Consider the following 15,393-nt stretch of genomic DNA (forward strand, 5'->3'; position numbering starts at 1 on the left):
GATCCGATTTGTGAATTATTACAACACGGTCAAACCGCATGCTTCTCTTAACGGTTTGACCCCTATTGAAAAATTGATTGATTATTTTTATCCCGAACAACTATAAATAACGCTTGGATTTCTTACACATTATGAAAATATTGCGGCAACATATGAGCATGTGAGCACGGGGCAGGCTGTGCAATAATTTTTCGAAACGAAGCTAAGCGGCAGGATTTTGCTGCGGTTGATATCCTTTTTTGGGAATGGTGATTTTCCAATGCAGGCCGCGGCGCCCCATCAACTCTAACCGACCGGAAAAGAGGTCCTGGATGAGCTGCATGATCATCTCCAATCCCAGCTTAGCATCCCGACGGAAATCGAATGATTCCGCGACTCCGACGCCGTCGTCGGCCACTTCCAGGATCAATTCATCCGTCGGCGAGAGATAGAGAGAGACTTTTATGCGCCCATCGCGTCCGTTCGGAAAGCCATGAATAAAGGCATTCGTAAGCAATTCGGCAAACACAAATCCCAGTTTGACGCCTGCATCCCACGATACCTGCAAAGATTCAGCCGAGAAATCGAGGTGGCTTCGGTTCGTCAGATATGAAAAATCCTGGCGAATATAGCGAGTAAGATCATCCAAATACGCTGCCAGATCCAGTGACCAAAGATTTTTTGTTTCGTAGAGCCGTCTTTGCACCAAAGCAAGAGAAAGAATTTTAGTCTTTAGATCTTTTAACGACAAAAGTACTTTTTCGTCGCTTTCCTTGCGCGCACGCAATTCAATAAATGAGATGATCATCTGGAGATTGTTGTTGATGCGGCCGTAGAACTCTTCGAACAATCTCTGCCTTTCCTGCAGGGCCTGCTGCAGCTTTTCCTCCACCTGCTTTTTCTCGGTAATGTCGCGCGCCGTTCCTTCGATAGCAATAAGGTTTCCATTCTCGTCATAGACGGGAATATTGATTTGCTCCGTCCAAACGATGCGGCCGTCCTTATGCAGCCAACGCAACTGGATCGGCCGGTAGAAAAAATCGCGACCTTGACGGATGGTGTCCAAGGCGGCTAAATCATCCGGATGCACAATTTTCATACCGAGTTCCGGATCCGCATAATGTTCTTCCGGCGTATAGCCGACGATTCGCGTCGAAGCGGGGTTGACGTACTCAAAGCCCGGTGTCGGCGAAAGGCGATAGCGGTAAATTAGGTCCGGTGAATTTTCCGCCAGACGACGAAAGCGCTCCTGCGCCTCGTGCAGCGCATCCGCCCGTCGTTGCGACTCCAACACCATTTGAATCGTGTGCGGCAGTTGGGCTATGTGGTGAGGCGTCTTGATGACGTAATCATCCGCTCCCTGTTTAAGCGCTTTAACGGCAACCTCTTCCGAGCCGGTGCCGGTCACGACGATAACCGGCATGCGCGGATACTTTTGCTTGACCCTTCGAATGATTTCCAATCCCTCGAAACCGAGAATGTTGAAATCGGTGAGAACAACGTCAAAGCCTCCTTTTTCCAATAAATGATGAAAGGAGTCAGCATCGACGGCTTCGATCATTTCAAAATCGTCTGATTCCTTTTCCAGAGCGTGGCGGATGAGAAGGCGGTCGCTTGCCAGGTCATCGACGCAAAGGACCCGAATTTTGCCTCTTGTTTCCATGAGCGCCTCCTTACTTCTTATCCCCCACCTAATCCAATGGCGCTTCAATATTAAGCGTCAGCCAATATTCATAGATCTGTTTGACTACCGTAAGAAAATTCTCAAAAGTCACCGGTTTGATCAGATAACTGTTGGCGCCGAAATCATAACCGTTAGAGCGGTCGCTTTCTTCCAGCGATGACGTCAAAATAATGATCGGGATTCTTTTTAGAACCGGCGTATTTTTGATCTTCTGCAGTACTTGTAATCCGCTCAGACCGGGCAATTTAATATCGAGAAGCACAATATCGGGCAACGGATGCGCCGCACGGTCGGCATATTGGTTACGGCCAAAGAGATAATCCAACGCTTCTTCTCCGGAGGTCACGATACGAATATCGTTATCTAAGCGAACCTCTTTAAAGGCATCCAGGGTGAGTTCGATGTCCATCGGATCATCTTCGACAAGCAGAATGCTTACTTTTTTTTTCATTTCTTACCTCATGCGGCGGGAATTCGAATGATAAAGGTGCTGCCTTGTTCGGGTACAGATTCGACGGAAACGCTGCCGCCCATCATGACGACGGCTTTTTTGACCATAGCTAAACCAATGCCGGTGCCGCCGTAGCGATCACGGCTGTGCAACCGTTGAAAAATTTCGAAAATTTTTTCGTGAAATTCAGGGGCTATGCCGATGCCGTTATCGCTGACCCGAATTTCCACCCATTGATCGGCACGCGCCGCGGTCAAAACGACCTCGGCTGTTACGTTTTCGCGGCGATACTTTAAGGCATTGTCGATGAGATTGGTCAACGCTTGCCTGAGAAGAATCGGCTCGGCATAGACCATCGGCAGATCGGGTTGAATGACAAGTCGCGCGCCGACGTTGTCAAACGAAGGGGCGAATTCTTTAGCAAGATCGGCCGCCAATTCAGCCAATGAGAAGGACTTGAGCGATACGCCGCCTCGACCCAATCTGGAATAATTCAAAAGATCGCCGATCAATTGCCCCATATACTCTGCCGAGTCAAGGATGTTGTTAAAATAATGCATCGCTTCATCGTTGAGGGAAGCACGATGCCGCCGAAGAATAATTTCGGCAAAGCCTTTGACGGCGCGCAGAGGTGCGCGTAAATCGTGGGAAATGGAATAACTAAAGGCTTCCAATTCGCGGTTTTTGGCTTCCAACTCGGCGGTTCTTTTGACTACGGCCGTTTCCAATTCCTCGGCATGTCGCTTTATAGAATCGTAAAGACGCGCATTGATGATCGATAATGAAAAATAATAGGCCAAAGTCTGGCAGACATCGACTTGGGTTTCATCAATCTTTATTGGAGCACCAACAGAACCGATGATCAGAATACCCAGCGTGTCTTGGGGTGATAATAAAGGCAAATAAAGAAGAGTGCGCAGGTTGCGCAATTCACAGATCTGTTTTTCGGCAGATGTGAGTTCGGCCTGTTCCGTATCCGGCAGCAGCAAAGGAGTGCCGTTCTGTAAAGCCTGCTTAATGTGCGGATGTTCATCGAGGGGAACATACCGAAATTCCTCCGGAAAATCTCCGGGCAGCGGCGGCGACGTCGCAGCCAAACGCAGCCTGCCCTCTTCCAGGAGATAGACCGCGGCGCTCTGGAGGCCCAAAAACTCCAAGGCCGAATCGGTCGCGGTTTTTAACACCTGCGGCAATTCCAGCGTGGAGGCCAATTTTCGACTGATCTGCAGCAGAGCATTTAAAAGCTCATTGCGGCGGAGGATTTGGTTTTCCGCCTCCTTTTTTTCCGTAATGTCACGAATATTCAACGCATAAAACAGGGTACGGCCGTGGGAATCTCGATGTGCCATGATTTCGACGTCCGCCGGAAAGAGCGATCCGTCTTTGCGCCGGAAGGTCCCTTCGAAACGGCATATTCCTGTTGTTTCTGCTGTTTTGAGACAATCTTTCAAACTCTTTTGTGTCTCAGGGCCGATGATATCCCACAGGCGTTTGCCTCCAAGCTCGTTGTCCGAATAACCGAACATCGTGCTGATGGCAGGATTGCAGGCGGTAATCGTACACCCATCCGGTTCCGCAATAATCACGGACCATCCGGCATATCTAAAGATGGTTTCCCATTTTTTCAGATCATCCGCGTTTTTTATATGTCGTTCAAGATTCTGGAGCAGCCGAGCGGCACCGGCAAACGTGGCAGGAAAGATTAGCATTATTGGAAGCCATATGCGACGCACAATCTCCAGTCCGCTGGGGATCGGTATAACCAGCAGCTGACAGGCAAGCATGACCAAGTGCGTCACAATGCCGATGCCGTAGAGCATGGGGAAAGATATGTTCATTAAATTGCGGTGATAGATCCTGCGGAATAAGGCTCCCACTCCCGCGCAGCAGATGATGGTCGCTACACCGGCATAGACGCCGGCTCCTCCCTTTAGGATGCGGAAGGCAGAGGAAATGGAAATGGCAATCAATGTGGTGACTCGACTGCCAAAGAGTCCTGCCAACGTGAGGATAATCGACCGGCCGTCATAAATGATCCCCGGTTGATAGTGAAAGGGCATCAGCATACCCATAACGGCGGTTATGCCGAAGAGAAAGCCGATCAGCAAGTAACGAGAAACGGATTTTTCGCGGCTGATGCGTCCCAGCAGTTCATAAGAGGCTATAATCGCAATCAGCAGAGCAGCGTTTTGAATAAGTGAAACATACATTGGCGTAGGCCGATTTTAAGGCGCTGATGTATCTATTTTTGAGTTGTCAAAGAAGGTAATTAGACCGCCATGAAAAGGCTAGAACTTTGCCGGCAATCCGGACTGAACCAGAATTCTTATTTTCTTTTATCAATGATTATTGCCATTCCATGTCGGCTCATAGCCGGCGCGCTAACAGCAAAGGTTGTTTTTTAAAATAGCCCTACCTGCCCCAAGTCTGCTAAATTGCTCACTGCCGTCACACTATTCAGAAATAATTTTGCAAATGACGGCTAAAAAGAATGTTTTTTCATTCGTTGAAAAATTATACAAAACATTTCAAGGAGTTGCAAGAAAAAAATAATTTGAATTTATTTATGATAAAGAGAAATAACGGCTCCGAACATATTTATTCGTTTTTAGAAACTGTTCACGCATTCCAGTCGTTTTCCCGTTCGGTGTGAATTACAGATTGATTTTTTATGAAATGACCACCCTTTTTTGAATAGCAGCTTTATTAAGTCGGAATCTTTTATGATTGATCTTTCGGCTAAATTTTGTCATATTGACGAGAAGAAAACATGAGTAATCGAAGCATTGGGATAACACGTTCTTAGACTCTAATTAAACTATTGGTTATCCGAAAAAAGTTATTTCAGGCGTAGGAGCCGATTCAAGACTTGTTGATAAATGAACCCTGGTCGCGTCATTGGGCGCTTTGGTTGGCATGTTAAACGGAAAGGCAACAACGATGTTTTCGTGGGCGGGCAACCGCAGTATCGTTTTAAATTGGATCTCTGTGCGGGCTTTTTCGTTATAGATTTTGCCTGTCGCAGCCGGCAGGCATTGGGTGTTGCCGATCGATAACGGATGCGTGGCGAATGCAATCTTACAAGCCGTAATGTTTTTGCAGTTTTAACCATAGTGCTTATTTTTAATGATGCGCTGTTGCTACATATTACCGGTCAAATACTTTCAGCGGTAACTCGGAGCTCTGATGAAAACTCTTGTTCGTGATTTAGCCCAAATTTTTATCATCGCCTCTGTATTGGGGCTGGCAGCTAACGCCGTCAATCCGCGCGGCGTCAAGATCGGCTTTTCCCGGCCGCAGCGAACATCGGCAGCTGATTCTTCCCTAATCGGCGGTTCGTTTAAAGAGCCGTTTCTGGTCAACCGCGAGCAAGTGCGTCGAATGGCCGAGTCCGGCGCCGTCATCATCGATGCCCGCTCGCCGGAAGAGTTTGCCGCCGGGCACATACCAGGCGCCGTCAATATATATTTCGAGGCTTTGCATGAATATGTCGATGTGATGGAGGCTTTGCCTCGCGACCGCTGGCTGGTCTGTTATTGCGACGGTCCGCCCTGCGACAAAGGCGAAATGTTGGCGCGCGAATTGGTCTCGCAGGGTTTCCCGCGGGTTGCCTATTATTACGAGGGTTTAAACGACTGGAAGCGGGCCGGTCTGGAGGTGGTGCGATGAAGCAATTGCTTTCGCTTTTGCGGTTTGTTCTGGGCGGAATTTTTGTCTATGCCGCATTGGGCAAAATCCTTGATCCGACACAGTTTGCCGAAAGTATCGACAATTATCGACTGTTGCCGTATTTCCTGACAACCCTCACGGCGGCGATTTTGCCCTGGTTGGAACTGATTTGCGGCTTTTTGTTGATCCTCGGCCGTAAAGTTGCAGCTGCAAGCCTCATAATTATTGTTTTGAATTGTATTTTCATCCTAGCCATCGGCTCAGCCGTCGCGCGCGGCTTGGATATCGACTGCGGCTGCTTTTCTGCCGGCAGCAAGGTGGGGTGGGTACGCTTGATCGAGGACTTTGCTCTGCTCGCAGTGGCTGTGGTCATTTGGAAAGAGGCAAGGACTCTGCAGGCAAGATAAAGAAACGATCGACAGGTTTTCTGCTTCTTATCTCTCCCGAATATTAGAGTCAGTACTCCTCTTGAAACTCGATGGCTTTTCGTACTTTTTGACTGCGGCCGACATGAAAAGTAGGGTTTCCATACCGTCGTGCGCGTCTGCCTTTAAAAACTTGCCGACTGCCAGAGAGCTCCTGCGCTTAGTACGAAGGCAAAACCGGTAAGCGTTTTGGTTTAAAAAATCTAAATCTTTTTAAAAAATCGTTCAACCGCCGCTGCTGCCTGTCTTCCCTGGTAGATCGCGTGCACGACCAACGACGGCCCGCGCACGGCATCTCCGGCGGCAAAAACGCCAGGCTCCGAGGTCATCCACTGTCGATCCACAACCAGATTGCCGCGTCCGTCGAGCTTTAGGTTCAAGTCCCTTACCAACGGCCCATGCTCCACATGCAGGAAGCCGGTTGCGAGCAGAACCAGATCAGCCGGCAGCTCGAATTCGCTGCCCGAGATTTCACGATACTGAAATCGTCCATTCTCATCCCGATACCACTCCAGCCGCACTGCCCGCAAGGCCGAAACGCGGCCGTTCCTCCCTATAAACTCTCGAGTTAAAACCGCCCACTCACGAGTACAGCCTTCCTGGTGCGAAGTCGACGTACGCAATATATTCGGCCACTCCGGCCACGGATTGCGCGGCAGTCGTTCGGCAGGGGGCTTCGGCAGCAGTTCGATCTGCGTTACGCTGCGGGCACCCTGACGGACGCTTGTTCCGACGCAGTCGGAGCCGGTGTCGCCGCCGCCGATGACCACGACGTGCTTGCCTGCGGCAGAGATCTCCGGCTCTGCAATTTTGTCGCCCGCAATGCGTCTATTCTGCTGCGTGAGAAAGTCCATTGCGAAATGAATACCTTCCAGCTCGCGCCCGGGAATATTCAGATCGCGGGGTATGCCGGCGCCGACCGTAAGAATGATCGCATCAAACGATCGCCGCAGGTAACGCGCCGAGACATCCTTGCCGGCTTCGACGCCGGTTTCAAAGCGCACGCCCTCGGCGGCAAGCTGTTCCAGACGGCGGTCCAGAATGTGCTTCTCCAGCTTAAAGTCCGGAATACCGTAGCGTAGAATGCCGCCGACGCGGTCGGTTTTTTCGAACAAAACGACCTCATGGCCGCGGCGCGCCAGCTGCTGCGATGCGGCCAAGCCGGCAGGGCCGGATCCGATAACGGCGACCTTTTTACCGCTGCGATAGTTTGCGGGCTCAGGCTGCACCCAGCCCTCTTCGAAGCCCCTTTCGATGATCTGAAGTTCGATCTGCTTGATCGTTACCGCCTCGTCATTGTAGGCAAGCGTGCAGGCAGCCTCACAGGGCGCGGGACAGACTCGGCCGGTGATTTCCGGAAAATTATTCGTCGAATGCAGAATTTCGAGCGCCCGACGCCAATGGCCGCGGTAAACCAGGTCGTTGAAATCGGGAATGCGGTTCAGCACCGGACAGCCGTAGGTATGACAGGAGGGCACCCCACAGTCCATACAGCGCGCCGCCTGTCGGGTCAATTTATCCCTTGACAACAACAGTTCGAATTCGTGAAAATCCTTTATTCGTTGATGAACAAGACGTTTCGGCGCCTCTTCGCGTTTATATTCCAAAAATCCGGTTGCCTTAGCCATTGAACACCTCCTCGGTGACGGCAACGGTCACCTTTTCCGTTTCTTCCTGCAGGCGCATCCGTTCCAGGACGCGGCGATATTCGATCGGCATCACTTTAACGAAGAGCGGCAGTTGCGCCTCCCAATTATCGAGGAGCCACTTGGCGCGCCGACTGCCGGTCCAGCGGTAATGATCTTGAATCATTTTCTTCAACAGCCGTTTGTCCTCTTCGTTCCAAACGCTTTCCAAATCGACCGTGTCCAGGTTGCAGCGCGTGTCGAACAGTTCCGTTTCGTCGTAGACGAACGCGATGCCGCCGCTCATTCCGGCGGCAAAGTTGTTTCCCGTACGGCCCAGTATGACGGCCACTCCGCCGGTCATGTATTCGCAGCCGTGGTCGCCGACGCCCTCGACCACCGCGCAGGCACCGCTGTTGCGGACCATAAACCGTTCGCCGACGACGCCGTTGATAAAGACTTGGCCGCCGGTAGCCCCGTACAGCAGCACGTTGCCGGCAATGATGTTTTCGTGCGGCTCAAAAGTTGCCTGCGGCGGAGGCATGAGCACGATCCGGCCGCCGGACATCGATTTGCCGAGATAGTCGTTGGCGTCGCCGATAATTCGGGCGGTGATGCCGGGGGCCAAAAACGCGCCGAAGCTTTGGCCGGCGGAACCGGTAAAAGTCAATTGAATTGTATTATCCGGCAAGCCTTTCGCTCCGTACCGATCGACAATGACTCCGCTGAGACGCGCACCGACGGTACGGTGGACGTTCCGAATCGGCAGCTCGACGGAGACGGTTTTACCCTCTTGGATTGCCGGTTGACATAGTTCAATTAGACGACCATCCAAGTCTTCATAAGGAGAAGGCGGCTGCGGGCGTAGCCGTCGCCGCGGCGCCTGCGGTATGGGATCGACCAGCAGGCTGCGCAGATCGAGCGTTTTCGCCTTCCAATGATCCGTTTCGCGGACGAATTCCAGACGATCGACGCGGCCTACCATTTCGTCGACGGTACGGAAGCCGAGTTCGGCCATAATTTCCCGCAAATCCTGGGCAACGAAGCGGAGGAAACGTTCCACATAATCCGGCAGGCCGCCGAAACGCTCGCGCAGCCGGGGATCCTGAGTCGCAACGCCGACCGGGCAAGTATTGAGATGGCATTTGCGCATCATGAGACAGCCCAGGCTGATGAGTAAAGCGGTTCCGAAACCAAATTCTTCCGCACCAAGCAGCGCCGCCACGGCCAGATCGCGGCCGGTCTTTAATTGGCCGTCGGTCTGAACGACGATGCGGTCGCGCAGATTGTTGAGACGCAGGGTCTGCTGCACTTCCGCCAGACCGAGCTCCCAAGGCAATCCGGTGTGCTTGATCGAAGTGAGCGGAGAAGCGCCGGTTCCGCCTTCATAGCCGGAGATCAGCACCAGGTCGGCGCCGGCCTTGGCCACGCCTGCGGCAATGGTGCCTACGCCGGCTTCAGATACCAATTTGACCGACACTTTGGCGCGGGGATTGACGGATTTGAGGTCATAGATCAGCTGCGCCAGATCTTCGATCGAGTAGATGTCATGATGGGGCGGCGGAGAGATAAGGGTAACGCCCGGCGTGGTATGCCGCACGCGCGCAATCTCTGCATTGACCTTATGGCCGGGCAGCTGTCCGCCTTCGCCCGGCTTGGCGCCTTGGGCGATCTTGATCTGCAGCTCGTCGGCGTGCATCACGTATTCCGTCGTAACACCGAATCGGCCGGAGGCCACTTGTTTGATGCGCGAAAGCCGCAGATCGCCGTTCGGCAGGGGTTTATAACGTTCAGGATCCTCGCCGCCTTCGCCGCTGTTGCTGCGTGCGCCGAGACGGTTCATGGCAATGGCAATGGCTTCGTGGGCCTCGCGGCTGATCGATCCGAACGACATGGCCGCACCGACAAACCGCTTGGTAATGGACTCTACCGGCTCGACTTGATCAATAGAGATCGGCTTGCCTGCTTTAAAAGCTAATCTGCTGCGCAACACCGCCTGTACGGCGGCCTGTTGGTTCATATAGTCGCTGAATTCTTTAAACAGCGCATAATCGTTGAGTCGTACGGCGGTCTGCAGTTTATAGATCGCTTCTGTTGTCCACATGTGCGGCTCGCCGTCTTTGCGAATATGGTAGACTCCGCCTGGGTGCAGCAGGCGGGGAGGTTCGCCGTAGGTTGGAAAAGCCTGCCGATGCCTGCGACGGACCTCTTCGGCAATTTCGTCCAGGCCGATGCCGCCGATCCGCGAAGGGGTGTTGCAAAAGTAGCTGTCGATGACTTCTCGACCGATGCCGACGGCTTCGAAAATCTGTGAGCCGAAAAAGCTGTGTATTGTGGAGATGCCCATTCGACTGATGGTCTTCAGCAGACCTTTTTTGATTGCCGTTATATAGTTATCCATTGCCTGCTCTGCCGAGATCGGCTCCTCCAATAGGCCTTCTTCGACCAGATTGCGGATGGAGGCAAAAGCCAAATAGGGGCAAAAGGCATCGGCGCCGAATGCGAGAAGCTGAGCAAAATGAATGACTTCGCGCGCCTCCCCCGTCTCAAAAACCAATCCGCACCAATTGCGGATACCTTTTTTGATAAAATATTGATGCAGACCCGACGCCGCCAGCAAAACGGGAATGGGTGCCGAATCGGCGGTCAAATTCTTATCCGTGATGATCAGAAGGGTTGCACCGTTGCGGACGGCCTTTTCCGCTTGTTTGAACAGATTATCCAGTGCCATTTTCAAGCCCTTCCCGCCCTGCTCGACCGGAAAAAGCATGTCGAGTTCAAAAGTTTTGATGGCCGGATGTTGCGAATAACGGATCCGCTCCAAGTCGGAAGGCGTAAGGATAGGGTGTTGGAGTTTAAGACCGCGGTAATGTTCGGGCGTTTCCTCGAGGAAATTCTTTTCGCGGCCGACAAAGCTTTCGAGCGACATCACCATCTCCTCTCGGAGAGGATCGATCGGCGGATTGGTGACCTGAGCAAAAAGCTGCTTAAAGTAGTTGAACAAAAGCTGCGGCCGCGGCGACAGGACGGCCAACGCGGCATCGTTGCCCATGGAACCGACCGGCTCCTGAGCATGCGTCGCCATAGGCGCGAGGATCATTTTAAGATCTTCGTCGGTATAGCTGAAGGCATGTTGAAGGCGCAGGAGCTGCTCCGGCTCCAGTCTCGGCACATGTGCCGGGGCAAACAAACCGCGCAGCTCAACATGGTTCTCTTTTACCCAGCGGCGATAAGGCCGTTGGCGGGAAATTTTGGCTTTGATTTCATGGTCGGGAACAATACGGTTTTGCTCCAAATCAACAAGAAACATTTTGCCGGGCTGAAGACGCCCCTGACGAAGAATGTTTTCCGCCGGAATTTCCAAAACGCCGGTTTCGCTGGCCATAACCACCAGCCCGTCTTTGGTAATAGTATAGCGGGCCGGCCTGAGCCCATTGCGGTCGAGCGTCGCGCCGATGTAGCGACCGTCGGTAAAAGCGACGGCGGCAGGTCCGTCCCACGGTTCCATCAGTGCGGAATGATATTCGTAAAAGGCCTGCTTGTCGGTGCTCATACGCACTTTGGGCCCGTAGGCCTCGGGAATCATCATCATCATGGCGTGCGGCAGGGACCTGCCGGAAAGCACGAGCAGTTCCAGTGCGTTATCAAAAATTGCCGAATCGCTGCCGTTTTCGATGAGGATGGGCTTTATTTTGTGAATGTCGTCGCCGAAAAGCGACGAGGCGATATGGGGCTCGCGTGCCTTCATGCGGTTGATGTTGCCGCGCAGCGTGTTGATTTCGCCGTTATGCGCCAATCGCCGGAACGGTTGCGCCAGCCTCCAGGTCGGCAGCGTATTGGTGCTGAAACGCTGATGCACCATGGCGAAGGGACTTTTAAACGCCTCTTCCGTTATATCCGGGTAAAAAGAAGGCAACTGGGCGGCGGTCAAAAGTCCTTTGTAAACAATGAGGCGGCTCGAAAATGAGGCAACGTAAAAAGCACCGGCATCGACCGACCAGGAGCATATTTCGTTTTCCGCCTGCCGGCGAATGACATAGAGTTTGCGTTCGAAATGTTCAGCAGGAATATTGCCGCGGCCGATAAAGAGCTGTTCAATAAAAGGACAAGTCTGCTTGGCGAGCTCTCCAAGTCCCTGAGGATTGGTGGGAACCTGCCGCCAGCCGAGAACAACGGCTCCTTCATATCGGCAATATTTCTCCAAAACTGCCTTGCAGTCCGTTCGTAAAGCCGCCTCATGGGGTAGGAACACCATGGCGACGGCGTAATCGCCTTCCTGAGGCAGCGGAAAGCCGATCTGCTCCGCTGCTGTGCAAAAGAATTCATGCGGCAGTTTGACTAAAATTCCGGCGCCGTCGCCTGTTCCTTGATCGCCGCCTATGGCGCCGCGGTGCTCCAAGTTGGCCAGTATCCGAATGCCGTCAGAGACAATCTGATGGGTGGGTTGAGCATCGAGGCGCGCGATAAAACCGACGCCGCAGCTGTCGTGCTCGAATGCCGGATCATAGAGACCGACCGTTTTACGGCTTGCATAGCCGAAGGGGTGAGAAGAGATTTGCATTGTGGCTTTTTGAAAATTCATAGTATTGCCCAATCGAAACGAATCTTGCCTGGTTGATTTCTGGAAAATGGTAAATCCTTCTTATCAAGAATTATGCCGAAAGCGATTTGAAAAGAATGAAAAAACTTATTAGAAAACATAGAGATAAACAGCGGCGACAGACATAAATTGATCGAGATATGGATATAAACAATAATGAAAAATCAATTTTGTAGGAAAATTTAATATAGGGACAAAAAAGAAATTTAGCTGACGCCGATTGCTTTAATTTTGCGTTTTCCGCTGCAGTGAATGAGTTGCGGCTTGTGCGGCGGTTCAGAACAAAAACTTAATCGCGACAATGGATTAGGAAAAAAACTTCCGCTTTAAAATGCTCGGTTTATCTTTGAGAAAACGAGGTAAAATAGCAGTTCGAACAGCGCATATCCATACTTTTCCGACGTCGAACTGTCGAAACAGCATAGGCTACAAAAATAGCAGAAAAATGCACATTCCGCTAATTTTGTAGCCATCATTTCCTACTTTTTCAGCGCTTCCAATTGTCTAGCCGCTTCCGCCTGGTATTCTTTGTCTTTTTTATTCTTCGGGGTCAAGGCAAGAGCCTGCTTAAACGCTGCCGCCGCCTTGTCCTTTTGATTCATTTCCAGATAGGTAATGCCCAGCTCCAAATGGTGGTTGATATGCGTCGGTTTCAGTTCGATCGCCTTTAGAAAATGTTTTTCCGCGTCCTCCAGGCTTGCCGGCGGCAGACCGCCGTATAGAATTTGCGCGAAAGTCTTTTGGATGCCGCTCAGCGTCGCAACCTTACGATGCCAGCGGGCATAAACATGATGCGCCGTATCGTTATTGGGATTGATCTGCAGAGCCTTTTCCGCTTCCTCTTTGACGGTTTTCGACAACTGCACCTGTTCCTTTTTTCCCGCCATCAAAGCAACACGACCGATGGCGACGGAAAGATAGAGGTGGGCATTGTCGTTCTCCGGGCAGATCTCGATGGCTTTGCGGGCAAACTCCTCTGCTTTGGTGAAATTAGCCGTTCGTTCGGCTTTGTCGGTTTTGTCGTCGCCGATATCGGCATAAGCGCGCGAAATTTTCCACGCCGCGTCACAACTTTTGGGATTGAGCGCAAACGCTGCTTGGTAAGCTTTCAACGCCGCCTCGTGCTCATAAGCGTCGTAGGAGGCATCGCCTTGCGCCATCAATTCCTCAAAGGTTGCGGCATTGAGACAAGTGACAGCAAACAGGCTCAAGCACAGCATCAGCAGTTTCATGAGGCATCTCCTTCTAAAGTCAATGGACAATGATGCGGATTTATTGGCGAAATATCTGAATTTTAATCACATCTTTCAATAAATAAATTTTCTGATGAACAGGCTTTTATTCAAAGACTACGCCCAGCGGCAGACCGCGCAGGCTGATGCCGAACTGCCGATTATCCGGCGGGAGGTGGGCGCCGTAAAAGCCGATCTGCACTCTGCCAAGAGAAACGAGCCCTGGGAACAGCTCCAACCGGATGTATTCAGCATCAGGTGAAAGGATCAATGAGGCAAGAAGAGAATTTTCACGATCGTAGAACAGCCCCAGGATGGGTTTGGTAACCGCGGTCACAATGCGGCCCTGGTTGTTGACGCCGTAGCGGAGATCGTAGGCAACGCTGCCGATTCCGCAGGAGAAAGCGGCGCCGTCGGAGCGGGCTATTGAAGCGCCGATGACGGTTTGTACGCCCCAATAGAAAAAGAGAGAATAGCGCCCAGAGTCCGCAACGGCGGCTTTGGCCGCGTACTGCTGTCCGGCGTTTTCCATGCGACCGTCGAAGGGGCAGAGAAACGGCTGTCCCGACCAGTCGAAAATCGGAAATGTGGTGGAAAAGAAACGTTTTGCCCAATTGGTGGAAAAGAGCAGCAGCCCGAGCGGATTAAAAATCAGCATGTCGGCGATCGGGTCGACGTTGGCGCCGCGGTAATTGCCGTTTTCGAGTGCTTCGTTCAACAACTGATAGCTTACGGTTGTGAGCAGAGAAAGCGTGCGCGGCAACGGATAACCATGGTAGGCGTACCATTCGGCGAGTTTGACGTACTGCATGGCATTGCCGACCAGATGCAATGAATAATTGGGCAGAAACTGCATGCGGTCGGGATTGAAGCTAAAGTTGAAGATCTCGTTGTGAATAAAATCACTTGCGCCGTATTTACGGATGTTTTGTAGGGGATGAAGCAGATTATCCGTAACGTTGCGGAATCCGGCTGCGTAGGGCTGCCGTCCGATGCGGCGGTCCATGCCGCCGTTGCGAAGAATATCAAAGGAGCCGTTCAGAAATAGAGTAAGGGGAGAAAAGATTGCCTCTGAGCCGTAGGTGATCTCCGGTCGATAGAAATAGCGGTCCCGCTCATCTCCTTTTGCAGGAGGGATAAAAAGAGATGCGATGAGCAGGGCGAGGATGGGTGACGATCGACTCTTCAGCGGTTCTCTCCATGGCTGCGCAGCAGTGCCGCGTTTTCTTTGAGAGGCGGAAACTCGGCCAAGTCATCCGTCCTGGAATTCCAACGCGTGAACAGATGGCCGAGAACAGCCGGAGATTGGAGCGAGAGGCTGTATTGAATGAAAGCGCGGCTCGCTTCGACGTTTCGCCAGCTTGTCGGCAGCACGCGAAAGCCTTTTTCGATGAACATAGGTACGCTCGGGTAACTGTCGCGTAGTTCATAATGCCAGTCGCAGATGATGATGTCTTTAGGAATCTTGTCGACGGCGCCCGCGGTGCCGTTTTTCGACGACTCCCATTCGCCATAGTCGATGACGTTGCCGTCGATCAGGCGGTCGCCCCACATCAGCATTTGTTTGCCCCGTTTGCCGACAATGTGGCGATGCAAATCGTTGACGGCTTTGGCAAACACTTCGGCCGGATCCTTCCCGCGCGTCGAGGGTGAAAGCTCATGGCCGATGAGAAAGACCTCATCCATGCCGACATGAAAATAGTCTGCCTGAAAGGCATCGAGCAGTTC

10 protein-coding genes are annotated in these 15,393 nt (G+C 52.1%); 2 read left to right on the plus strand and 8 right to left on the minus strand.

All coding sequences use genetic code 11. From position 1 onward, the window contains the following. Window positions 1-202: 202 nt before the first annotated feature. The 3 genes from ONB24_14600 to ONB24_14610 are packed head-to-tail and all read right to left on the minus strand — an operon-like array spanning window position 203 to window position 4,324. On the minus strand, window positions 203-1,642 hold the full coding sequence (locus ONB24_14600; protein MDZ7317340.1) for a response regulator: 1,440 nt from the start codon (window positions 1,640-1,642) through the stop codon (window positions 203-205). Window positions 1,643-1,670: 28 nt separating this feature from the next. Further along, window positions 1,671-2,114 carry a response regulator gene (locus ONB24_14605; GenBank protein MDZ7317341.1) on the minus strand — a complete coding sequence of 148 codons (444 nt, stop codon included), beginning with the start codon at window positions 2,112-2,114 and terminating at the stop codon, window positions 1,671-1,673. 8 nt (window positions 2,115-2,122) lie between these two features. After that, window positions 2,123-4,324, minus strand: coding sequence for an ATP-binding protein (locus tag ONB24_14610; GenBank protein ID MDZ7317342.1), 2,202 nt, complete (start codon window positions 4,322-4,324; stop codon window positions 2,123-2,125). Window positions 4,325-5,300: 976 nt separating this feature from the next. On the opposite strand from ONB24_14610, the gene ONB24_14615 reads away from it, so the two are divergent. Both ONB24_14615 and ONB24_14620 read left to right on the plus strand, forming a co-directional pair. Further along, on the plus strand, window positions 5,301-5,783 hold the full coding sequence (locus ONB24_14615) for a rhodanese-like domain-containing protein (protein MDZ7317343.1): 483 nt from the start codon (window positions 5,301-5,303) through the stop codon (window positions 5,781-5,783). Beyond that, window positions 5,780-6,190: a DoxX family membrane protein gene (locus ONB24_14620; protein MDZ7317344.1), complete on the plus strand. Its 411-nt coding sequence runs from the start codon at window positions 5,780-5,782 to the stop codon at window positions 6,188-6,190. The genes ONB24_14615 and ONB24_14620 overlap by 4 nt, the downstream gene beginning before the upstream one ends. Before the next feature lie 221 nt (window positions 6,191-6,411). Here the strand turns inward: ONB24_14620 and ONB24_14625 are convergent, their stop codons facing one another. The 5 genes from ONB24_14625 to ONB24_14645 form a co-directional block, all read right to left on the minus strand. Then, a complete protein-coding gene (locus ONB24_14625) occupies window positions 6,412-7,836 on the minus strand; it encodes a glutamate synthase subunit beta (protein MDZ7317345.1) in 1,425 nt (474 codons plus the stop codon). Beyond that, a complete protein-coding gene (gltB, locus tag ONB24_14630) occupies window positions 7,829-12,415 on the minus strand; it encodes a glutamate synthase large subunit (protein MDZ7317346.1) in 4,587 nt (1,528 codons plus the stop codon). Before gltB ends, ONB24_14625 begins: the two co-directional genes overlap by 8 nt. A gap of 497 nt (window positions 12,416-12,912) precedes the next feature. After that, entirely contained in the window at window positions 12,913-13,665 is a 753-nt protein-coding gene (locus tag ONB24_14635; GenBank protein ID MDZ7317347.1) for a tetratricopeptide repeat protein, read from the minus strand. A 106-nt stretch (window positions 13,666-13,771) separates the two neighbouring features. Continuing rightward, window positions 13,772-14,671 (minus strand): hypothetical protein, encoded by a 900-nt coding sequence (locus tag ONB24_14640; GenBank protein MDZ7317348.1) that lies wholly within the window; start codon window positions 14,669-14,671, stop codon window positions 13,772-13,774. Window positions 14,672-14,850: 179 nt separating this feature from the next. Continuing rightward, window positions 14,851-15,393 (minus strand): hypothetical protein (locus ONB24_14645; GenBank protein MDZ7317349.1); only part of this gene is annotated, 543 nt, incomplete at its 5' end.

This window comes from candidate division KSB1 bacterium (assembly GCA_034505495.1).
Taxonomy (GTDB): Bacteria; Zhuqueibacterota; Zhuqueibacteria; order Residuimicrobiales; family Krinioviventaceae; genus Fontimicrobium_A.